21 protein-coding genes are annotated in these 20,825 nt (G+C 42.2%); 5 read left to right on the forward strand and 16 right to left on the reverse strand.

Annotation, left to right across the window (positions count from 1 at the left end; genetic code table 11):
• The first annotated feature begins 104 nt into the window (after nucleotides 1-104).
• Both LUCIF_RS12065 and LUCIF_RS12070 read left to right on the forward strand, forming a co-directional pair.
• Nucleotides 105-1,061, forward strand: coding sequence for a nucleoside deaminase (locus tag LUCIF_RS12065; protein WP_207857556.1), 957 nt, complete (start codon nucleotides 105-107; stop codon nucleotides 1,059-1,061).
• A 26-nt stretch (nucleotides 1,062-1,087) separates the two neighbouring features.
• Nucleotides 1,088-2,467, forward strand: coding sequence for an FAD-binding oxidoreductase (locus LUCIF_RS12070; protein ID WP_122628145.1), 1,380 nt, complete (start codon nucleotides 1,088-1,090; stop codon nucleotides 2,465-2,467).
• A gap of 187 nt (nucleotides 2,468-2,654) precedes the next feature.
• Here LUCIF_RS12070 and LUCIF_RS12075 read toward each other — a convergent pair whose 3' ends face one another.
• The 7 genes from LUCIF_RS12075 to LUCIF_RS12105 form a co-directional block, all read right to left on the reverse strand.
• Nucleotides 2,655-3,023, reverse strand: coding sequence for a hypothetical protein (locus LUCIF_RS12075; RefSeq protein WP_122628146.1), 369 nt, complete (start codon nucleotides 3,021-3,023; stop codon nucleotides 2,655-2,657).
• Nucleotides 3,024-3,271: 248 nt separating this feature from the next.
• Entirely contained in the window at nucleotides 3,272-3,631 is a 360-nt protein-coding gene (locus LUCIF_RS12080; protein WP_122628147.1) for a cupin domain-containing protein, read from the reverse strand.
• A 63-nt stretch (nucleotides 3,632-3,694) separates the two neighbouring features.
• Nucleotides 3,695-4,378: a uracil-DNA glycosylase gene (locus tag LUCIF_RS12085; protein WP_122628148.1), complete on the reverse strand. Its 684-nt coding sequence runs from the start codon at nucleotides 4,376-4,378 to the stop codon at nucleotides 3,695-3,697.
• Nucleotides 4,379-4,690: 312 nt separating this feature from the next.
• Nucleotides 4,691-5,245, reverse strand: a complete 555-nt coding sequence (locus tag LUCIF_RS12090; RefSeq protein ID WP_122628149.1) for a flavodoxin family protein — start codon at nucleotides 5,243-5,245, stop codon at nucleotides 4,691-4,693.
• Nucleotides 5,246-5,319: 74 nt separating this feature from the next.
• The gene (locus LUCIF_RS12095; protein ID WP_122628274.1) at nucleotides 5,320-5,892 is read right to left on the reverse strand and encodes a TetR/AcrR family transcriptional regulator; all 573 of its coding nucleotides are present in this window, start codon (nucleotides 5,890-5,892) and stop codon (nucleotides 5,320-5,322) included.
• Nucleotides 5,893-5,946: 54 nt separating this feature from the next.
• Entirely contained in the window at nucleotides 5,947-6,888 is a 942-nt protein-coding gene (locus LUCIF_RS12100; protein WP_207857558.1) for an MBL fold metallo-hydrolase, read from the reverse strand.
• A 154-nt stretch (nucleotides 6,889-7,042) separates the two neighbouring features.
• Nucleotides 7,043-7,855, reverse strand: coding sequence for a helix-turn-helix domain-containing protein (locus LUCIF_RS12105; protein ID WP_122628150.1), 813 nt, complete (start codon nucleotides 7,853-7,855; stop codon nucleotides 7,043-7,045).
• Nucleotides 7,856-8,001: 146 nt separating this feature from the next.
• Between LUCIF_RS12105 and LUCIF_RS12110 the strand changes: the two genes are divergently transcribed.
• The gene (locus tag LUCIF_RS12110; RefSeq protein ID WP_207857560.1) at nucleotides 8,002-9,186 is read left to right on the forward strand and encodes an MFS transporter; all 1,185 of its coding nucleotides are present in this window, start codon (nucleotides 8,002-8,004) and stop codon (nucleotides 9,184-9,186) included.
• Nucleotides 9,187-9,344: 158 nt separating this feature from the next.
• Here LUCIF_RS12110 and LUCIF_RS12115 read toward each other — a convergent pair whose 3' ends face one another.
• Entirely contained in the window at nucleotides 9,345-10,244 is a 900-nt protein-coding gene (locus LUCIF_RS12115) for a LysR family transcriptional regulator (protein WP_165865978.1), read from the reverse strand.
• A gap of 147 nt (nucleotides 10,245-10,391) precedes the next feature.
• Between LUCIF_RS12115 and LUCIF_RS12120 the strand changes: the two genes are divergently transcribed.
• Complete coding sequence (locus LUCIF_RS12120; protein WP_122628152.1) at nucleotides 10,392-11,852, forward strand: non-oxidative hydroxyarylic acid decarboxylases subunit C; 1,461 nt, start codon at nucleotides 10,392-10,394, stop codon at nucleotides 11,850-11,852.
• The gene (locus tag LUCIF_RS12125; protein WP_122628153.1) at nucleotides 11,849-12,055 is read left to right on the forward strand and encodes a non-oxidative hydroxyarylic acid decarboxylases subunit D; all 207 of its coding nucleotides are present in this window, start codon (nucleotides 11,849-11,851) and stop codon (nucleotides 12,053-12,055) included. Before LUCIF_RS12120 ends, LUCIF_RS12125 begins: the two co-directional genes overlap by 4 nt.
• 139 nt (nucleotides 12,056-12,194) lie before the next feature.
• Here LUCIF_RS12125 and LUCIF_RS12130 read toward each other — a convergent pair whose 3' ends face one another.
• From LUCIF_RS12130 to LUCIF_RS12160, 8 genes are all read right to left on the reverse strand, one after another.
• Nucleotides 12,195-13,556: a sensor domain-containing diguanylate cyclase gene (locus LUCIF_RS12130; RefSeq protein WP_122628154.1), complete on the reverse strand. Its 1,362-nt coding sequence runs from the start codon at nucleotides 13,554-13,556 to the stop codon at nucleotides 12,195-12,197.
• A 234-nt stretch (nucleotides 13,557-13,790) separates the two neighbouring features.
• Nucleotides 13,791-13,946: a hypothetical protein gene (locus LUCIF_RS26085; RefSeq protein WP_165865979.1), complete on the reverse strand. Its 156-nt coding sequence runs from the start codon at nucleotides 13,944-13,946 to the stop codon at nucleotides 13,791-13,793.
• A gap of 155 nt (nucleotides 13,947-14,101) precedes the next feature.
• Nucleotides 14,102-14,968, reverse strand: a complete 867-nt coding sequence (locus LUCIF_RS12135) for a class II fructose-bisphosphate aldolase (protein WP_122628155.1) — start codon at nucleotides 14,966-14,968, stop codon at nucleotides 14,102-14,104.
• An 8-nt stretch (nucleotides 14,969-14,976) separates the two neighbouring features.
• Entirely contained in the window at nucleotides 14,977-16,359 is a 1,383-nt protein-coding gene (locus tag LUCIF_RS12140) for a PTS fructose transporter subunit IIC (protein WP_122628156.1), read from the reverse strand.
• 1 nt (nucleotide 16,360) lies between these two features.
• On the reverse strand, nucleotides 16,361-17,278 hold the full coding sequence (locus LUCIF_RS12145) for a 1-phosphofructokinase family hexose kinase (RefSeq protein WP_122628157.1): 918 nt from the start codon (nucleotides 17,276-17,278) through the stop codon (nucleotides 16,361-16,363).
• Between the two features lie 199 nt (nucleotides 17,279-17,477).
• The gene (locus LUCIF_RS12150) at nucleotides 17,478-18,215 is read right to left on the reverse strand and encodes a MurR/RpiR family transcriptional regulator (protein ID WP_122628158.1); all 738 of its coding nucleotides are present in this window, start codon (nucleotides 18,213-18,215) and stop codon (nucleotides 17,478-17,480) included.
• 308 nt (nucleotides 18,216-18,523) lie between these two features.
• On the reverse strand, nucleotides 18,524-19,672 hold the full coding sequence (locus LUCIF_RS12155; RefSeq protein ID WP_122628159.1) for a glycerate kinase family protein: 1,149 nt from the start codon (nucleotides 19,670-19,672) through the stop codon (nucleotides 18,524-18,526).
• A 14-nt stretch (nucleotides 19,673-19,686) separates the two neighbouring features.
• The gene (locus LUCIF_RS12160; protein WP_122628160.1) at nucleotides 19,687-20,661 is read right to left on the reverse strand and encodes a D-2-hydroxyacid dehydrogenase; all 975 of its coding nucleotides are present in this window, start codon (nucleotides 20,659-20,661) and stop codon (nucleotides 19,687-19,689) included.
• Between the last annotated feature and the right edge of the window lie 164 nt (nucleotides 20,662-20,825).

Raw genomic sequence — 20,825 nt, forward strand, 5'->3', positions numbered from 1 at the left:
CCGATCCTCCGGCGCAAACCGGGATCTCCCTCTACATAACACATTAGCATAATTCTATTTCGTTACATAGAATATATCAAAATACTTTATTGGGAGGCTATCTGATGGCAAAGTGGAATTCAAGGCCATATGAGAATAAGTGTTGCCATAACCTCAATCCAAATCACAAAGAAATATGCCCCTATTGCGGTCATGAGTACAATCCCGCTCATTATTGCGGCCCCGGTTACGATCTAGACCTAGACCTCGATGAGTTTATGGAAGAAGAAAGCTGCAACGACGACTGCATGCCGGAGCACAAACCTAAAAACATCAATCCAGATTGCACAATAACAGAGCCATTTCCCGGCAAAGGCCAGATATATAAGGCTCCTCCTCCGCCGTTGATCAAACCGAAGTACGGTGAATATATTCAACCCTGGGACGGCTATGTCCCCGAATGTACCCTCAAAGACAAAGAAATATGCAAATATTTTCCCGTGCAGACATCCAACATCAAAACCATTATTTATGACGGCATAGAAGTACAGACAAACAAATGGATGAACTTGGCCTGTGAAGAAGCGGTGAAGTCCGTACAATGTGGCGGGGGACCTTTTGCTGGCGTTATCGTTCAAATTGATGATGAAACCAATGAAGTAATCCGTTATTGGATCCAGCACAACCATGTGCCGCAGGAAAGCGATCCAACCGCCCACGCCGAGTTGAGCGTAGTGCGTGATGCCTGCAAAGCGCTTGGTGTCCTCAATCTCAGCAGAATCACTAAGGAACAATCACGCCTGACGCAAAAAAGTTTAACCTCTCACTGTGAAATCTACAGCGCTGCCGAGCCGTGCCCAATGTGCTATTCAGCCATTTACTGGGCCAGAATACCGGTGCTGTATTTTGCCGCTACCAGATACGACGCCGCCCAGCAGGGTGTCAACTTCTCCGATCAGCCGCTATATGATGATATTTGTCTGCCTTATAAAGAAAGAAGAATCAAAGTTTATCAGTGCACAACAGGCAATTCGCTAGACGCCTTTAATCTATGGAAACGCAGCGAAAAAAGACCGTATTAATGTTTTAAGATAGGAGCGTAATTTATATGGGGCGCTACAGGGAACCTCAACTGACGGGCCTTATCGTTTGGCCGGATGACGTGCACTACGACGCGGCCCGCCAGGAGTGGAACACTCTTTTCAATAAGTTCCCGCTGGTTATCGTCTTCGTGCAGGATACCCAGGACGTCGTCAACGCCGTACGCTGGGCGCGTCATTGGAATGTCCCCATCCGCATGCGCTCCGGCCGCCATAGCTACGAAGGCTTATCGGCTGTTGACGGCGGTATTGTCATCGATGTCAGCCGGATGAAGCAGGTGAAAGTGGACGACAGGCACGGCGTCACCACCGTTCAAACCGGTACAAGCAATATTGACTTGCATCACATTCTTGGGTCTGAAGGGTTCGTAGTGCCGGGAGGGGTCTGCCCCACCCCTGGCATCGCCGGAGTGACTCTTGGCGGCGGCCACAGCATGTTGGCCCGGCCGTGGGGTCTGACCCTTGACCATTTGCTGGAATTGGAAATGGTTGACGCCAACGGCTGCGTTCTCCAAGCCAGCGCCGACCACAACTCCGACCTGTTCTGGGCTTACCGCGGGAGCGGCGGCGGCAACTTCGGCATCTGCACTTCTTTCCGCTTCCAGGCCCGCCGCATTGATACCGTTGGTTTCGCTGAAATAAACTGGGATCTGGGCGACCTTGAGAAGGTGTTGCGGATATGGCAGCGCTATACCTTCCCCGGGGCCGACGAGCGGCTCACCCCCACCCTCTTTATAACTTCAAGCCTGCAGCCCGTGCAGTCCAATTTCGCAGGCAAACAGTCGCCGGATTTTTTCCCAGTGGTTATGCAGGGAGTCTTTCTCGGTCCGGCAACCGAACTGCGCCGCCTGCTGCAGCCTTTGCTGCAAACCGGTTCACCACGAAAGATAACCATCGAAGAAATGCCCTGGCTCGAGGCGGTTGACCGGTTATCGGCATCCCAGCCGACAACTCCCTCCCCCTTCAAAAGTACCGATTGCTTCATCCATAGTAAGTTACCCGAGGCTGCCATCAGCACAGTCCGGCGCTTCATCGACAATCCACCCACCTCCTCGGTCACCGTCTTGTTTCATGGATTGGGCGGAGCGATAGCTAAGGTACCCAGTCACGCCACTGCCTATTTCTACCGGCAAGCCTGGTCCAAAATCGCCCTCTGGGCTACCTGGGACACCCCAGACGATGCGTCTGCAGGCATCCGCTGGGAAGAAGACTTCCGCATGGCGATGCTCCCCTACACCTGTGGCGTTTACGTCAATTCACCCAATCTTGCTATCAAAAACTGGCCCATTGCCTACTACGGCTGCAATTTCGAACAGCTTACCCGAGTGAAGGCCAAATATGATCCGGAGAATGTCTTCCATTTTCCGCAGAGCATCCCGCCCGCCTGATAAAAAGCCCTCATTTGAAAAGACAAAAATACATGGTGCCGGTTCTCTTGTCTAATGTACCTGACGCTAATATTAGCAATCGCTGCTATTTTTCTTGTTAAGACAGGAGAACCGTCACCTCTCCTGCATACATAAATAATGCCCTGCCGTTAAGGCAGGGCATTTTCGTTTTACCAAAAAATATGTATCAAATGTAAATACTAGTTTTTTCGTAAGCGTTTGCAGCTTGAAGCGTTTGGTAATTTGTATTGTTGTTGGCACTAATTGGGTTAGTTGCATTACTTTGAGCTACGGCGCCGCTGATTGCCGTTATTTTACCGCATTGACCGCAGTTCGTGCAGACGGGGTAACCTAGTGGACATTGATTAGTAGATAAGCCGCCAGCTTGAGAATCTGAGCCTGCTTTCGTTACATTACTATTGGAGGAATTGCTCAAATCTAAAGCAGCGGCTGCGCCTACGCCCGAAGCAGTACTTGCAGCTTGGGTTTGTCCTTGTTGAAACGGTTGAAGTGGATATAATGGATTGGTATTATTATTAACGGATGTAATGCTCATGCAAACCCTCCTTTCTCCAGTAATTTGGTTCAGTGGATTCAACCAAAACAACCAGCTCTATCGGAAGATCTTATTGGACTAAACTTACCAGCAGGTAATCGGCCTGTCCTAAGAATGATAGGACAAACCACTTGTTTTTTTATTACTTATACATTTCAAGGCAATCACTTCTTTACATTATAATATCACAATAGAATGGAAATTTATAGTATTAGGAAGATATTCGGGAATTAAGTGCAAAAATATCCCTAAATTGCCTCTAATGTTTGCTTAGTCTTTTCAGTTATGACATTGCCTGTATTTAAGGTTCCTTTTGGTTCAATCAAAATAACATGCACTTCATCGGTCGCTATGGGAAGATGATCAACTCCTTTGGGAATAACAATTAATTCGCCCTCTTCCAGCGAAATCTCGGTATCTCTGAATTTGATCAATAACTGACCCTTTACTACCAAAAACAATTCGTCCTCATTTTCGTGATGATGCCAGTCAAACTCCCCTTTTAGTTTTGCTAATTTAATGTAGGAATCGTTTAATTCTCCAACGATTTTAGGGCTCCAGAAATCGTTAAACAGACTAAATTTCTGAGACAAATTAATTTTATTCAAAAGTATCATCCCCTTTAATAAATTAATATTTCATTTTGATATACCTTTATGTATTAGTCATTTTTACAATAAATCCGCTATCCGGGCACGAAAATCATTGGCCCCGCCGTTAGCCGGATGAGGTACGCTAGCATGTTGAATTCCAAATTCAGCTAACGTTTTATCTGATTTTGCACCGATGGATATTATTTGGGCATTGGGAATTATGTTCTGCAAGCTTCGTAAATAGGCCGCTCCCGCTTCCAGTTCCGCTAAGGAAGGCGTTCGATTCGTCAATAGATTCCCCTTTTTAAAAGGATGAAAAGGAAATATGTTCCATAAAATAACGTCCATGGGAGATTTAGAATTTTTAAGGATCGATTCCCAAACGATCGTCGCTGTCGGTTCATTATAGCCTTCTTCCCTGCATTTCTTTTTTATATTAGGATGTCCTGCATTACTCGTGCGCTGACCGTTGCCTCCTATGACCATCGAAGAATGGACGATTGGATGATATCCTAATAAAATTCGTTCCGACGTCATGGCGATGCCTGAAAAATGACCGCCTTGATAACCCAGGGCCTCGGCAACAAAAATATATTTAGCCTCGTCAAGCCGGAGCCGCAGATATTTTTCTAACTGATCACAGCGAATGCCTGGCGCCATTTCCCCAATATCAAACTTCCCATCAAAATCTACCCACGGATTATATACTTCCGGTGCAGTATACGATTTAAGTTCATTAATAAACTGTATTACTTGCGGCAAAAAAATACTCCTCCCCGAACGTTCTTATAAACTATTTTGCTTTTACAAAATCATTCCGCCTGACAAATCTATCCCCCAAAAAGTCCGGTTACGGCGTCAATGGTGCAATTATAGTTCATAAGCTCAATCCATCCGTTTACCCATTTTAGAGGCTCTTACAGATACATTATATCGAATTTATCAAAGCTTGGCATTGCTTTTGTTCAAAAAGAACCTTCCCGGGAAAAGCAAAAAGCAAAAGTACCTTCACCATTTAGAGTGAGGGTACTTTTAATGTGTGTCCATCAATATGTTTACAGCCAGTTGATTAAACTAACTTAATTTCCGGCCCATTTCTTCCGCTTGTTTTAAAATCCCGGGCTGCTCCATAATGTCGTCTTTTTCCCTTACATTACCGACAATAAGATTGCCTGCGTTCTCCATTTTAAAGAAACCGAACACTTGGTTTAAATATTCCGTCACATTGCTGAAGGCGGCTGCCGGCGCGCCGCTGCAGGTTACGGTTATGTACCTTTTTCCCGGCAAGTGTTTTATCGTGAGATCCGGTTCTAAAAACACCCGCATTCTGTCGATGAAATTTTTGGTATACCCGCTAACCTGGATGCAATATACCGGCGTCCCCACAATAATGCAGTCTGCCTCTGCTATTTTAGGTAAAAGAGTTGTCAGCTTGTCGTCAATGGAACAAAAATCAACCTTTTTTGCCTGACATGCATCACACGCTATACATCCCTTATTATCCATTTCCGATAAATTGTAAACCTCAACGTCATGACCGCTTTCCTTCGCGCCTTTACAAATAGCGTTTACTATTTTCGCAGTATTGCCATTCTTTCTTGGACTCCCCATAAATGCCATTATTCTCATTTTCATTCCTCCTGGTATTTTTCGTTATGTTCCGAATAATAATTAAATGCTCATTTATTTAAGTAGAAAACTACTTATGCCTTTATCGAATCCCAACTCATCTGAATTATTTCATCAACCTTTTGTTCCGTAAATTCAAATTCGCCATTGAAATGTTTTTTAGCGATTTGCATTAACGGACTAAAAGCATAAATAAATATTAGATTGGTATCAATCTGTTTAAAAATACCCTGTTCTTTTCCCCTTTCAAAAAATTCTATCAGTGGCTTAGCTATGATTTGAGTTTCTTCCTTACAGAGTTTCTGAATAAGGGGTGAGTTAATATACTGTTCAAAAAAGAGAAAATAGTCCTTATTTTTTACAACGTAATCCATATAATTTTTCAATATCTGTTTAAATTGAACTTCTATTGGTAAAGAGCCGTCAATTCCACGGAAAATTTTCTGCTGCATGTCTGTTTTGACTGTCAAAAAAAGCTTTTTGATCATATCCTCTTTATTCTCAAAATAGACATAAATAGTCCCCGCAGAAACCCCTGCGTTTTTAGCAATCTTTGACATGGAAGTTTCCGCTAAACCAACTTCATTGATAAGCTGTATTGCCGCTATGATAATTCTTTCTTTTTTGTCAGCGTCTTTATATCTCATATGTTTAATAATAAATGAACGTTCATTTATTGTCAATGTTTAACTAAAAACAAATTACCTATAGTCTCTCCACCATTGACGGTTTGGGTAGTTGTCGTCGCCAATCGTAACGATTTCGCCAATCCTTGGCGTAGCCACCGGCACGCCCTTTTTCCGCGCTTCCAGCATTAGCCGTTCTATCTGACCGGTCCAGTTCGGATTGGACTGGCTGAACATACCCCAATGAATTGGCACCATAAGTTGTCCTTTAAGGTCGATCTGCGCTTGTACCGCCTTTTCCGGGACCATATGGATTTGTCCAAAAAAGTCGTTCGCCTGACCGCATTCCAGAAAGGTAATGTCAAACGGTCCGTGTTTATCGCCAATTAATTTAAAGTGCGGACCATAAGCGCCGTCACCGCTAAAGAATAGGTTTGTCTTTTTGCCGGTAATCACCCAGGAACACCACAGCGTTTTATTGCGGTCATTTAACCTTCTGCCGGAGAAATGCCGGCTTGGTGTACAGGTAAAAGTCAAGTCTAAAATTTCCAATGTTTCCCCATAAGTGAATTCGGTTATCTTTTCTTTATCGATTCCCCATTTTTCAAGGCGCATTCCAACGCCAGCGGGCACGCAATAATGATTTACTTTATCTTTTAGCGCCATAATCGTCTTATAGTCCATATGGTCGTAGTGATCGTGCGATAAAAGCAGAATATCCACCCGGGGAATGTCTCTGACTGTTACCGGTAATTCATCGGTAAACCGTTTGCCCGTAACTAGGGTAAATAGCCAAAAAAGTTTAGTTAGCACAGGATCGCAGAGAACCGTCTTGCCTTCGGCTTGTATAAAAACTGTGGAGTGACCAAACCATATTGCCTGGGATTTATCACTCAAAAAACCGGTTAGTTCCGGCTTTACCACCGGTATGGATCTTTGCGGGCGTCTGTCGGGGTTTTCTGTAAAGTTCATTTTTAGACGGTCAAATAATATGTTTAAGGCACGAATATATCTCATAGTTTTTCTCTTCCTTGTCATTGCCAGTAAAATTTACATTATTTATTTTACCACAAATTGCTTGCTGCAAGGAAACCCAGGGAAGCAATGCCCGTGTGTACACACAGACATTGCTTTTTGCCAATATTGTATCCAATATGTTTATGTTGTCAAGCTATAATAACAGTTGCTGTAGTTTCCTTTTGGTATTATTATCTGCAGGCATTTGAATCGTGATATATGCACCTTTCATTTCAGTCATTTCAAATGTAATATGACACAGATATAAATCTCCAGCTTTTGGGTGATGCAAAAGCTTTTGTCCCTCTGGCGTTCCACTAATTTTTTGGTCATTCCACCACTTGTTAAAAAGTGAATTGTTTTTCAACTCATTTATCATTTCCATCATGGAAGTATTATTCTGATATAAATTAAAATTAGTTCTTAATTGTTCTACTCTTAATTTCGAATACCCTTCCCAATCATCTAATATTTTTCTTATATAGGAATCATTAAAGGCCCTCCAAATAGTGTTCCTTTCCCTTTCGCCCATATTTTCATAGTATCCATAGACTTTCGTTGCTGTTTGGTTCCAGGCGATAATAGCAAAATTTTGATCCATGACATATGCGATGCTGGGATTTTGATTATCAAGAAATTTTTGCAGAGTTTCAGAAACAGAAACTAACGAATTGTCATTCGCAGGCGGCATTTTATCTGATAGATTAAATAAATATCTTTTTTCCTCATAATTTAATTGCAAAGCTTTACTTAATGAATTCAAAACAGATATTGATGGATTTACATTTTCTCTGCCTTGCTCAATGCGTATATACCAATCGATACTTACGCCTGCTAAATCAGCAACTTCTTCCCGCCGTAATCCTTTGACTCTTCTTCTTTTATCAACATGAATACCAACTTGTTCAGGCCTTAATGTTAAACGTTTTCTCTGCAAAAAAGAGCCAAGTTCTTTACTTTTAGTCATATGTAACCTCCTGAATTTCTAACAGCTTGCAAATAGCAATTAATTATCCTGGTATTTATCATCCTGGGATAATTACATCTCTTTCAATCCATCAATCGAAACCGTATACTTGCTGTAGACATAAAATAAGAGATAAGGAAGGAATTATGATGCAAATTAAAGACAGGTTTTCTAAACCACTATTAAGCATATTAACGATTGTCTGTGCGGTTGCAGTTGCTAATTTATATTACGATCAGGTTTTACTTGCCAGTATCTCTAAATACTTTTCCGTGTCTGGGTCCTATTCCGGCTTACTGGTTACCACGGTCCAGATTGGTTATACCATCGGCTTGCTTTTATTAGTCCCGCTCGGAGACAGATTTAATAGAAGGGTTCTGATAATATCCAGTCTTGTTTGTTCTGCTGTTTTTATATATCTTATGACAATCATGCCAACTTTTAATTTGGTGATACTAGTTGGTTTTTTTTTAGGTTTATCTACAGTTTCCGCCCAACTCATCATTCCCTTTGTTTCTTCTAATATGCTGGCCGAGAAACGCAGCGTAATTGTCGGCCACTTGTTGACAGGCATCTTCCTGGGTGTTCTATATGGTAGAGTCTTCGGCGGATTTATCGGCCAATTTATGGGCTGGAAAGCAGTACATGAAATCGCGGCAGCAATTTTGCTGATTTTCGCAATCTATTTGTATTGCACACTTCCAAATGATAAGGTAATTAAAGAGAAATCGTATAAAAAAATTATATCATCCTTGATACCTTTGCTGAAAAAAGAAAGGGTATTAAGGGAAACTATTGTTTTTGGTACTGCTGCCTTTTGCTCCTTCAATATTTTTTGGGTTTCCTTATCTTTTATTTTAGGAAATTCTCCTTACCACTATGGAAGCGCCGTAGTTGGGACATTTGGATTTATAGGAATTGCCGGGGCATTAGCAGCAGGATTCTCAGGAAAATTGACAGACAGCAAAAGAGTAGATTTATGGAATATCCTCGCTATTTCAATTATGCTTGTTTCTTTCTTGGCGTTAGGCGCATGTTGGAACCAGATTGTAGTACTAATTATTATTACGTTTATTTTAGATATTGGTTCCAGAATGAATACTACTATTAATCAAGGACGCATTTATAAGCTTAATCCACAGAATCATAGCCGATTGAATTCCCTTTACATGGTATTTTATTATTGGGGAGGTTCTTGGGGGTCCTTCCTAGGAACAAACGCTTATCATTTATTTGGAGCCGTTGGAATAGTATTGGTGAGCTGCTTAATTTTCTCCCTGGTATATATTTACTACTTAACGTCTCGTATTATTGCCCGCCGAAATGGATAAAACCATCTAGCCTGCATATTACATTTTTTATTTACCAAGTTTTAGTCAAAAAACCGTCCCTTTCCAGGAACCAATTTTACGACTTAGCATTGGGCTAACATCGCTGCTACCAAGTACTATCCAGATAAACCCTGGAAATCTGTTAATCCTGAAATATCTTACGGCTCTTTTTCTATTGCACACCGGTTGGTGATAAAGGACCAAAACTGCATTTTAATGGGTGACATAGGACGATTTTTCTTGCGGACGATGGAAATCTCACTGTATATATCTTCCCATAAAGGAATCGCCGTCAGGTCATCCTCTTCTGGCTGCAGCACACTTTGCGGCAAGAGCGATATGCCAAGTCCCCGGGAAATCATCTTGAGAATAATACTATGGCTGCCGACCGTACAAGAAATGTGGTACACAATTTTCTGTTTGCTTAGCTCGTTTAGACCCAGGTGATGCAAGCCGGATTTGCGGTCCAGCAGAATAATCGGTTCCGGTGCAATATCTTTCAGCGCTATGGCAGAACGTTGAGCAAAAGGGTGATTGCACGGACAAATACAGGCCAGGCGTTCTCTTCGATAGGAGAAAATCTCGTAAGACGCCGTGTCGGTAAACATTTCGGTGCGGATAAAGGCTAAATCCAGCACCTCATTATCTAATAAGGTCAGTATATCCTGTTGGGATTCTTCGTAGATATCAATGTTGGCTGCCTCGCTGAGAGTGGCCTGAAATTCAGCGATCAGCGTAGAAATGTGATAGGTCGATTCAATGGGAATGAGTCCTACGGTAATATGACGGTCTTGGGCGGTAGTGCAGGCTTTCAAAGCAGCTATCACGGTGCGTTGCGCCTGCAGGGTTTGCTCGGCAAAGGACAGAAATATCTGTCCGTGCTCGGTCAGGCTAACCCTCGAATGTTCTCTGGTAAACAGGAAAACACCCAATTCATTTTCCAGGGCTTTGATTTGTTTGGACAGGGAGGATTGAGAAATGTGATTTTCGCCGGCGGCTTCGGAAAAGGTACCTAAACGAACGATATCGGCAAAATATGCGAGCTGTGAAAAAGTCATAAGCACTCCTTGCGTAGAAAGTTTAATCGATCGCCTCCAGAGTATTCTCTTCAGGAAAGAGGCCATGCCAATTTGGAATTGGCTTTCAAAACAGTTTTATCTACAATGATTATATAGAGAAAAAAGGATACCAAAAGGAGGCAGCCTATGTCTAAGGTATACAAGGATTTACGTGAATTTTTAGCCACCTTGGAAGAAGAAGGGCAACTGGTGCGGGTCAAAGAAGAAGTTATGCCCGAACCGGATATTGGCGCTGCCGGTCGCGCCGCAGCCAATTTGGAAAATAGTCCGGCTATTTTCTTTGAAAAGGTAAACGGCTATAAGTATTCGGTAGTAACCAATGTGCACGGCTCCTGGTATAATCATGCACTGATGATGGGTATGCCCAAACAGACTCCTGTCAAAGAGCAGTTTTTTGAGCTCAACCGCAGGTGGGATAAGTTTCCCGTACCTCCCAAAATTTTAGCGCGGGAAGAGGCTTTATGCAAGGAAAACGTGATCACAGAAAACATTAATTTGTTTGATATTCTGCCGTTATACCGGATTAATGAGCAGGACGGCGGTTTCTTCCTGTCAAAGGCTTCCGTCATTTCCGGTGATCCGGAGTTTCCCGAGGATTTAAATAAACTGAATGTCGGGATCTACCGGATGCAGGTAAAGGATGTGGACAGACTGGCAATCCAGCCTGTACCGGTGCATGATATTGCAATCCAGTTAGCCAAGGCGGAGGAAAAAAACGAACCTTTGCCCGTGGCTATTGCCTTGGGAGTCAGTCCACTAGTCACATTTATGGCGTCGGCGCCGGTTGCCTATGACCAAAATGAATATGAATTTGTCGGCGCGCTGCAGGATGGCGTTCCCTGTGAAATTGTCAAGGCCGATACTTGCGACCATCTCTATGTGCCGGCCCATGCGGAAGTGGTAATCGAAGGGTACATCATTCCCCGCCAGCGGTTTGTGGAAGGGCCTTTCGGGGAATTTCCCGGCTCATATTCCGGCTGCTGCAAACAATGTGAAATCCAAATTACACGAATTACGCACCGGACAAATCCTATTTTTGAAAATCTCTATATAGGAATGCCCTGGACGGAAACCGATTATTTAGTGGGACTGAATACAAGCATCCCACTGTATAAACAAATTAAGGCGACCATGCCTGAGGTGGTGGCGGTTAATGCCATGTATACGCATGGCATCGGCGTGATTGTTTCCACCAAGGTTCGTTACGGCGGGTACGGCAAGGGAGTTGCCTTTCGTCTGCTCTCCACGCCACATGGCATGCCCTATTCCAAGATTGTAATTATTGTGGATGAATATGTTGATCCGTTTAATCTGGAACAGGTGATGTGGGCGCTCACAACAAGGGTTAAACCGGGTAAGGATGTTGTAATCATTCCCAACTGTCCTGGCATGGTGCTTGACCCTTCCTCCAATCCGGCCGGTATGCATGACAAGCTGATTATTGATGCGACAACCCCGGTCGCGCCTGAACCCAATCCGCGCTCCTGCGAGATGCTTGTACCTTCGCCGGCTACACCCAAATGGGAAGAAATTCTTAGACAACTGCAGAGTGCAGCCCAAAAGAAACAGGAGGGAAACAGATTATGAAATGTCCCCGCTGCGACAGTGACAAAGCCCGTATTATGACCAAGTCGCCAGTAGGCGGCGCCTGGGAAGTCTATGTTTGCAACCATTGCTGCTACTCATGGCGCTCAACGGAAAATATCCAAATTAGCGAAATATTTAAGCTAAATGATGAAAAAATTGCCAATATGGGCATGCTCCCCCCCATACCGCCATTAAAAAAATAGCATTTAACTCAGCGGGGCATTCCCGCTGAGTCTTTTTTATCGCCAGAAAGCAAAGTCTGGGAATGACAAAAACCAGGATGCACTTTGGTGACCTTCCTGGCTTTTGGGTATATATACTTATTCGCCTAGCGAGACCTGCTTATCGGACATCGTCGCAATTATCAATATATATCGCTCTGTTTTTCCCTGCCTCTTTTGCCTGATACAGGGCCACATCGGCAGCTGCTAAGAGTTTTTGGGTGTCTTTTCGCTTATCCAGCATGCTAATACCGATACTAACACTGATCTTATGACAGTTGCCGGTCGAATCAACAGCAAATTCGGTTTCATTCAGCATGTCTAATATTTTTTGAGCTACCTTTTTTGCCCCGTCAATGGTTACATTATGTAATACAATGGCAAATTCATCGCCGCCGAGTCTGGCTAAAAAATCATCGTGTCTAATAATTGCTTTCAGCTTTTTAGCCAAATCGATTAATACCTTGTCACCCATACTATGGCCAAAAGTATCATTAATGAATTTAAAATTATCTATGTCAATAAAAAGAAGCGCGCCCGGATTGTTCTCTCCGGATTTATCCATAATACCAGTAAGATGTTTTTCCAGATAATATCGATTGGGAATACTCGTCAGATGGTCATGCGTTGCTAAATACTCCAGCTGTTCAGCAGCTTGCCTGCGATAGGAAATATCCCGTACGATACTTAGCAGCACCCTTTCGCTGCCCATGGCCGTTCCCTGGGAACTTACCTCAACATAAAGCAATTGACCGTCTTTGCATTTATGAACCGTCTCAAATGTTATCCCTTCCTTGTCTGCCCGTTTCATTTGCGTTGCTATTTCACAGCTAGTGCTGCTTTCCCGCAAATCCGCTATACTCATTGAGGTTAATTCGTCTCTGGAATAACCGTAGGTACGAACTGCAGCCTCATTCACTTCAAGAATACGGCCGTCCAAATTAACAAATAGCATAACATCTCTGGCATAGTCGGCCAAAATTTTATATTTTCTTAGTTGCTTATTCGTTTCCTCTAAAGCTTCTGTTCTCTCTTTAATCAAAGCTTCGAGACTTTTCTCGTATTGCGTGGTATACTCAGCCAATTGCAAATTCTGATTTTCATTGATCAAATTCGTTGCCGTGTTTATTAAATTTAGTAAAATATCCTGCGTAGCAACAATATTAAGCAGTTCTAAAACAACAGTTCGACCCTCTATAGAAAGGGGAAAAGCAGTAATCATATATATTTTATTGCCATACCCTTCGAATTTAACAAACGTATCGTTTTTTAGCGCTGCTTTCAAAGCAATACAATTCATACAAGCATGGCCGGTTTCCCAAATCTGATAGCATGGTTCTGCCCCTTCTTCTATATCGGTAATGGAACGCTGCGTACCGTCGGCATTAATGACTCTCTTAAGAAAAGGATCAACCAGTCTGACTTTATTGTAATATTTTATTAGACTCTTCATATCTTCAATTATGGTATTTAGGTCATGCATACTTCACTCACCTCAAAAGAGAGAAAATATGGAATTAAACGAAGAAGAATGAAAAGCCTGTTATAATAGAAAAATTACATCGTACGTAACTTATTGATATTAGTAAGGTATTCTAGAAATGATATCCAGTTTTTGATATATTTCGACATTTATTAATATAATCCTTTATCACAGCTTGGGAGCACCTCAACGAAAAGCACCACAAAAAGCACCCTAGTGGTTTTCTGTAATATTCTATTCTTTTTTACTATCCTCTACTTTAAATATCCCGGATTCCAAGAGCTGAAGTGTTAGGCGGTAGGATTTCGCCGCCCCCTCAGAATACAGGTCACCACGAAACTTTTCCATATCCTTGGCCATTGTGTCCAGCCATTGGATTAATAGCCGCATGTTAATCCTCTTATATTCCACATACTTCACCTCGCATTATATATTTAGGCAACAGAAGACTGCGAAAATTGGGATAGAATGCAAACAGGGGCAACCAGCCTAATGGCATTTTGCCCCTAAAGAAATTTTCGCTTTGATTCCGGACTTTTAGCTAACTATAAAACAACCCATGATTTATTAGTCGCCTTGCATGCCTCAATTTTAGCCTTAACAACCTCTTTCATTGCTTGCCGGCATGGCCTATACATTTTTCTTATATCATAGACACCGGGATTTTTTGTCATGAATGTCTGTAATGCCTGCAAATTGGCTAATTTTAGTTCCGTATCAAAATTCACCTTATTAATACCGCACCGTACTGCCTGACTTACCATTTCCAGCGGCACACCGGAAGAACCATGCAAAACCAACGGGATAGGCAATTTCTCCCTGATTTCCTGAATTCGGTTAAAATCAATTTTTACGGTTCCTTTATAAATGCCATGAGCCGTTCCAACAGCAATGGCTAGAGCATCACAATGCGTTGCTTGGTAAAAATCCACAGCATCCTTCACTTCTGTATAAATATCCTGTTCCGATTTTAAATCATCTTCTTTACCCCCGATAATGCCCAATTCTGCTTCTACAGCAATACCTAAGGGTCTGGCTATTTTAATGACTTCATTAACCTTCCGTACATTTTCCGCCAATTTTTCTAGTGATGAATCAATCATGATTGAAGTCCAGCCAAGTTGTATTGCTTTTAAGCAGTATTCATATTTTTGTCCATGGTCCAGATGCAAAACCACTGGAACTCTTGAACGTTGAGCCGCCCCAATGCCAATATCGGCCAAATATTCAAAGCCGGCATAATCAATCGCACCCTGTGTCGTCTGAATGATCACAGGTGCATTCATTTCTTCCGCACCTTCAATAATAGCTTGCAAATTTTCCATATTAGCAAAATTAAAAGCCGGAACTGCATATCCATTTTCGTAAGCATGCTGCAAAATTTGTTTTCCTGAAATAAGCAATCTGTTCATCCTTTCTATCACAAATTTTTACTAACCGTCCTTCGATATAAGCCATACAAAACTGCACCTATTATTGAACCCGTAAGTATATCGCCAAACCAAAGAAAAGGATTGCTCACAATAGGCAATATCAAAAATCCGCCATGAGGTGCGGGAACTTGGATTCTCATAATATAGGTCATTGCTGCTGAAATAGATGAAGCAATCATTAATATGGGAATAACCCGCAAAGGGTCCTTAGCTGCAAAAGGAATTGCACCTTCTGTAATATGCGTTGAACCAAGAATATAGTTTACTAAACCGGCTGCCAATTCTTCCTCCGTAAAATACTTCTTAAAGATAGTGGTAGCCAGGGCAATCACTAACGGTGGAGTAATACAGGCGGCTGACACACCCGCCATAAAATAATAGTTGCCTTGCGCTAAAAGCATAGTTCCCGTTACATAAGCAGCCTTATTGACAGGACCGCCAAAGTCAAAAGCGCACATGGCCCCTACCGCAATACCAAGCAGTATTGGATTCGAATTTTGGAGAGAACCTAACCAATTCATCATCCCTGTATTAATAGCGCCGACGGGTTTTCCTAATAAAAACATGACTGTTCCGATAATGAATACTCCTACCAACGGCATAATAAAAATAGATTTTAGTCCTTCAAACTGCTTAGGCAAGCCGGACAGCATATTTTTAAGCCACAACATTAAATAGCCGGCCATGAACCCGGCAACAATTCCGCCAAGAAATCCGGCACCAGTGGCATTCGCCATTAACCCGCCGACAAAGCCGGCTACCAATCCTGGCCTATCCGCAATCGATGAAGCAATAAAGGCTGTAAAAATAGGAACCATTACCGAGAACGCTTGTCCACCGATTTTCATCAACATGGCTGCAAACTCATTGTATTGATCTGATTTAGGATCCGCGGAAAAAATCCCCCACAGAAAAGATATAGCAATCAGTACACCACCGGCTACAACAAAGGGCAGCATATTGGAAACGCCATTCATCAAATGCTTGTAAATCTGTCTGCCGACAGATTTTTTACCGGCAGAGCCGACTCCGGCTACTGTCATTTGTACACCTTGCCGAATGGGTACCAAGTTATTAAGAACCCTTTTTATCAGTTCGCGCGGATTGTGAATTCCCTCTTGAACTGAAACTTCAAGAACAGGTTTACCATTAAAACGATCGGGATTCACATCTTTGTCAGCAGCTATTATGACACCTACCGCTTCTTGAATATCCTGTTCCGTTAACACATTTTCCGCACCGATGGCTCCATTCGTTTCTACTTTTATCTCTGCTCCAAGTTCTGCAGCGGCTTTTTTCAAAGCCTCCTCCGCCATAAAAGTATGCGCTATTCCTGTCGGGCAAGCAGTTACAGCAATAATTTTTTTCATGCTAAATAACCTCCTTAACTTTTATTTGTTTTATATACTCATCCACTTTCTCCAAAGTCCCGATTCCTTCACTTTCCGCCACGTTTGCCCCAGTAGCTGAAGCTTTTTTGAGGGCGCTTTCCAAATCATATTTATATAGCCATTCACTCAAGAATGCTCCCAGTGCTGCATCCCCCGCACAGGCAGAGCTTAGCACCTGTATTTTAGGCGTAGTACAGTAATATATTTTTGCACCATTAAAAAAGTAAAGGCCTTTTTCGCCTAATGTCAGCAAAACATTACGGGCTCCCAACTGCTTTAATTCATACAACGTTTGCCTCGCGTCCAATTCATTATTAATTTCAATACCAAAAATATCGTATATTTCTTCGTCATTTGGTTTTATTAATAACGGCTTATATTGAAGAAGTCCTTGCATTCTCGGCGAACTAATATCCATAATGACTTCAATGGAACGTTCCGCACAAGCTTTTAAAATTAAATCATAATAAAGCCCATGAATCCCTGGGGGAAGACTGCCGCTAACCACTAAGTGACTGCAATTTTGCAGGTTTTTAATTAGGCCCAACATTTTTTCTTGTTGTTCTTTGGGAACAAAAGATCCCTGATTAACAAATTTAAATTCATTAATCCCATCATTAACAAAAACATTAATTCGGGTAATTTCCTTAAGCCAAATGGGTTCCACTCCCAAACCAATATTCGTTAATTCATCCACAATATATCTTCCCGTAAATCCTCCAAAAAAGCCCAACGCTTTTGAGGGAATACCGTAGTGTTTGAGAACCAAAGATACATTAATTCCTTTTCCATTGGGAAAATATTGTGCACTTTCCGTCCTGTTTACAACCGATGGCTGAATTTCTTTGCTTTGAATATTCATGTCAATTGCCGGGTTGGTTGTTAATGTATAAATCAATTGGCTATCACTCCTAACCACCATCAGTAACATTGTCAATTTTCATTATATATAAAATAAACTGAATTTTGTTTTCCGCTTTGGGAAGCGTTTTCACGCTCTTACAACAAAAGTTAATTATGGTACCCCTCTAAAAATAAGAGGAAGCAGATAATCAGTCAGATTATTGCTTCCTCTTATTAATTGTCAATATAAAACACTATAATGCCAGATAATCTATAAGGATACGGGAAATGACATATAGCGGCATTCTGGACGTGACTTCAAACTTTTTGATAGACACATGATTGTATTTATATCCTTTCAAGTATACAGTAGAGAGTTTTTTCAGCGGTGTGTCTTCCGAGCAGCAACAGGATATTACTCTGGCTCCTATAGAGACGGCATTCTCCGCTGAAGTAATTAATTCCTCCGTTTTACCGTAAAGAGAAAATATAACTAATAGTTCTTTGTTTTTCATTTCAGCAGTAATCTTTCTCATAACATTTGGATCGGAAATTTGAAATGAATTAAAACCAAGTAACTGTAATTTAAAAGAGAATTCTTGAGCTACCAGTTCCGTCAATCCCCTGGCAAAAACATATATCCTGTCGACTTTTTTAATTAATTCAATTGCATTCAATATATTATTAATCGCTAGTTGTTCCACTGTATTCGTCACTTCTCGCAACGACTTTTCCAATATCTCATTAATTTGTCCCAGATCAGAGTCTTCGTTATTCTTCTTTGATAACATGTACCGTAATTCAGAAAAACCACCAACACCGCATTTTTTTATTGTGCGAGAAACCGTTGCCGGTGAAGAAAAAGTTTTCTCAGCTACCTCTACAATAGACATGTTAGAAATTTTATCTGTATTCGCATTAATGTAGTTTACTACTTGTTTTTCCGTCGAAGTTAGTCTTTCATAAATAGAATGATCAATTTTAATGATCAACCGATTCACCTCTCTTTAATCTTAATTACGAGAGATCTTTTAATTTTATTATATTGAATCGATATAAACCGGTCTATAAATTGATTTTTGTTTTCTATTTTTGAAAACATTTTCAGTTAGTTCATATAAAACTGCAGGGGACGGTGATTATATCCTGAATTCAAGCCATAACCACCGTCCCCTGCAGCTTTTATGTACCTGCCATAAAATCCTCCTAAGCTTATGATGATCGCAACGAAATCTATGCTTCCCAGGGTGGGCTTCCGGGGATATGGACCGGAAAAGTCGGGCAAGTTGTTTCTAGCAACCTAGCTTCCCGCAAGTAAAATACCGGTCTTTAACAAACGGCAGAGCCTCGCTGCTGCTGACTCAATTAGCACTTCACCATTTATTATGCATTCCTCTAAATTCATGGGCCCGGGTATAACACTCATCAAACCATCTATTCCCATATTCAGCACGGATTCCGCCTCTTTTCCCAAGCTGCCTGATAAACAAACTACAGGAACACCAAATTGTTTAGCCAGTTTTGCCACGCCGACCGGCGCTTTGCCGTGTGCTGTCTGAAAATCCGTACAGCCTTCGCCGGTAATAACTAAATTGGTTGAAGCCATAAGCGCCGCAAAACCAACGCTTTCTAAAATGATATCTACACCTGGACAAAGCTTAGCATTAGTAAAAAACAAGAGACCGGCACCGAGCCCGCCAGCCGCCCCTGCTCCGGGATAAGCCGCCATATCTTTGCCTGTTGCCATTTTTGCTATTTGGGCATAATGATACAGCGCTGCATCCAGCTCTGCGATCATTGCCGTAGTTGCCCCTTTCTGTGGTCCAAAGGAAGCCGCAGCTCCCTGTGATCCACACAGGGGATTATCAACATCACAAGCTACGACTATTTCACAGTCTTTTAACCGAGCATCTAACCCGGTGGTATCAATAGCTGCCAGTTTTTTTAACGAACTTCCACCCTCTGCCAACTGCTCTCCTTTAGCATCAAGAAATTTCACACCTAAAGCTTTAAGCATGCCCATTCCGCCGTCATTGGTAGCACTGCCGCCTATCCCTATAATAATTCTTTTAGCTCCAGCCTGCAAAGCCGCCAAAATGAGCTGCCCAGTCCCATATGTGGTCGTAATTCTAGGGTCACGCTGCTCTTTTTCCACCAAAGTTAGACCGGAAGCTGCCGCCATTTCAATAACTGCTGTTTCCCCTTTATCAATTAACCCCCAGGCTGCCTTTACTTCCTTTTGGAGCGGCCCTCTAACTAACTCATATTGTATGTTTCCGCCGGCAGCTGCCACCATTGCTTCGACTGTTCCTTCTCCGCCATCGGCAATTGGCACTTTAATTACCCGGGCACGGAGAAAAACGCTTTTAACTCCCTTTTCCATAGCGATTGCAGCCTTAAAAGCAGAAACACTGCCTTTAAACGAATCAGGAGCAACTACAATTTTCATAATGGATCCCTGCCTTATTTGTTAACAACATTAACCGGATCTCCTGCAAGAAAGGCTTGCAGATTATCCATGGCTATATTCATTAGCCGTTGTCTCGATTCTTTTGGCGCCCACGATATGTGTGGAGTAATAATGCAGTTTTTTGCTGATAGCAGCGGATTATCTTTTTTAATTGGTTCTGTTGAGACAACATCAAGTGCCGCTCCAGCAATTTTTCCGCTATTTAACGCTTGCGCTAAATCTGCCTCTATAATCAATGGACCCCGCGAGGTATTGATAATCAAGGCATTTTCCTTCATCTGCGCCAGCGAATGTTGGTTAATAATACCTTTTGTGTTTTCAAACAAGGGGCAGTGCAGACTGATGACGTCAGACTGCTCAAAGAGTTCAGCAAGTCCGGCATAACGTAATGTCCCGCTTTCCAATTCCCGGTTTTGGCAGCTGTCATACGCCAGAATGCTCATACCCAAGGCCTGTGCTATTTTTGCTGTTGCCTGCCCAATACGTCCAAATCCGATCACGCCCATCGTTTTACCTGCTAGTTCAATCAGTGGATAGTTCCAGAAGCACCAATCCGCATTATTGCTCCATTCCCCGTTCTTAACAGCCTCACTATGCATGCCCACATGGTGGCAAAGTTCCAGCAACAGGGCAATCGCCATTTGCGCTACAGCAGCAGTACCATAAGTGGGAATATTAGTTACCGTAATACCTTGTTCTTTCGCTGCCTCTACATCAACTACGTTGTATCCGGTTGCCAGCACCCCAACAAATTTCAAATTAGGCATGGCCTTTAGCATATCCCGCGTCAAAGGAGTCTTATTGGTAAAAACAACCTCGGCATCGCCCACCCGTTTGATAATTAACTCCTGCCCGGAAGCATCATAGGCCGTCCGATCATATATGGTAGTTTCGCACATGCATTGTAACCTCTTCCAATCCAAATCCCCCGGATTTAGCGTATAGCCATCGAGCACAACCGCTTTCATACTGTCATCTCCTCATACTATTGAGTTGCAAATAAAAAATCGACTCGTTATCATTTACATATAGCTGTTTTCTCACGCGCGGGAAAATATTTTTTAATTTACGGAATTTTCTATCATTTTATTTCCCTGCCGTTTTCCAATAATTGCAACGCTTCCGATTCAAC

It is taken from the genome of Allolucifera butyrica (assembly GCF_900476375.1).
In the GTDB taxonomy this organism is placed as follows: Bacteria; Bacillota; Negativicutes; order Sporomusales; family UPPP01; genus Lucifera; species Lucifera butyrica.

Excerpts from the sequence above, each read along its gene's own strand:
- LUCIF_RS12065 (WP_207857556.1), top strand. The coding sequence starts at position 105 with ATGGCAAAGTGGAATTCAAGGCCATATGAGAATAAGTGTTGCCATAAC.
- LUCIF_RS12070 (WP_122628145.1), top strand. The coding sequence starts at position 1,088 with ATGGGGCGCTACAGGGAACCTCAACTGACGGGCCTTATCGTTTGGCCG.
- LUCIF_RS12075 (WP_122628146.1), bottom strand. The coding sequence starts at position 3,023 with ATGAGCATTACATCCGTTAATAATAATACCAATCCATTATATCCACTT.
- LUCIF_RS12090 (WP_122628149.1), bottom strand. The coding sequence starts at position 5,245 with ATGAGAATAATGGCATTTATGGGGAGTCCAAGAAAGAATGGCAATACT.
- LUCIF_RS12095 (WP_122628274.1), bottom strand. The coding sequence starts at position 5,892 with ATGAGATATAAAGACGCTGACAAAAAAGAAAGAATTATCATAGCGGCA.
- LUCIF_RS12100 (WP_207857558.1), bottom strand. The coding sequence starts at position 6,888 with ATGAGATATATTCGTGCCTTAAACATATTATTTGACCGTCTAAAAATG.
- LUCIF_RS12105 (WP_122628150.1), bottom strand. The coding sequence starts at position 7,855 with ATGACTAAAAGTAAAGAACTTGGCTCTTTTTTGCAGAGAAAACGTTTA.
- LUCIF_RS12110 (WP_207857560.1), top strand. The coding sequence starts at position 8,002 with ATGATGCAAATTAAAGACAGGTTTTCTAAACCACTATTAAGCATATTA.
- LUCIF_RS12115 (WP_165865978.1), bottom strand. The coding sequence starts at position 10,244 with ATGACTTTTTCACAGCTCGCATATTTTGCCGATATCGTTCGTTTAGGT.
- LUCIF_RS12120 (WP_122628152.1), top strand. The coding sequence starts at position 10,392 with ATGTCTAAGGTATACAAGGATTTACGTGAATTTTTAGCCACCTTGGAA.
- LUCIF_RS12125 (WP_122628153.1), top strand. The coding sequence starts at position 11,849 with ATGAAATGTCCCCGCTGCGACAGTGACAAAGCCCGTATTATGACCAAG.
- LUCIF_RS12130 (WP_122628154.1), bottom strand. The coding sequence starts at position 13,556 with ATGCATGACCTAAATACCATAATTGAAGATATGAAGAGTCTAATAAAA.
- LUCIF_RS26085 (WP_165865979.1), bottom strand. The coding sequence starts at position 13,946 with ATGCGGCTATTAATCCAATGGCTGGACACAATGGCCAAGGATATGGAA.
- LUCIF_RS12135 (WP_122628155.1), bottom strand. The coding sequence starts at position 14,968 with ATGAACAGATTGCTTATTTCAGGAAAACAAATTTTGCAGCATGCTTAC.
- LUCIF_RS12140 (WP_122628156.1), bottom strand. The coding sequence starts at position 16,359 with ATGAAAAAAATTATTGCTGTAACTGCTTGCCCGACAGGAATAGCGCAT.
- LUCIF_RS12155 (WP_122628159.1), bottom strand. The coding sequence starts at position 19,672 with ATGAAAATTGTAGTTGCTCCTGATTCGTTTAAAGGCAGTGTTTCTGCT.
- LUCIF_RS12160 (WP_122628160.1), bottom strand. The coding sequence starts at position 20,661 with ATGAAAGCGGTTGTGCTCGATGGCTATACGCTAAATCCGGGGGATTTG.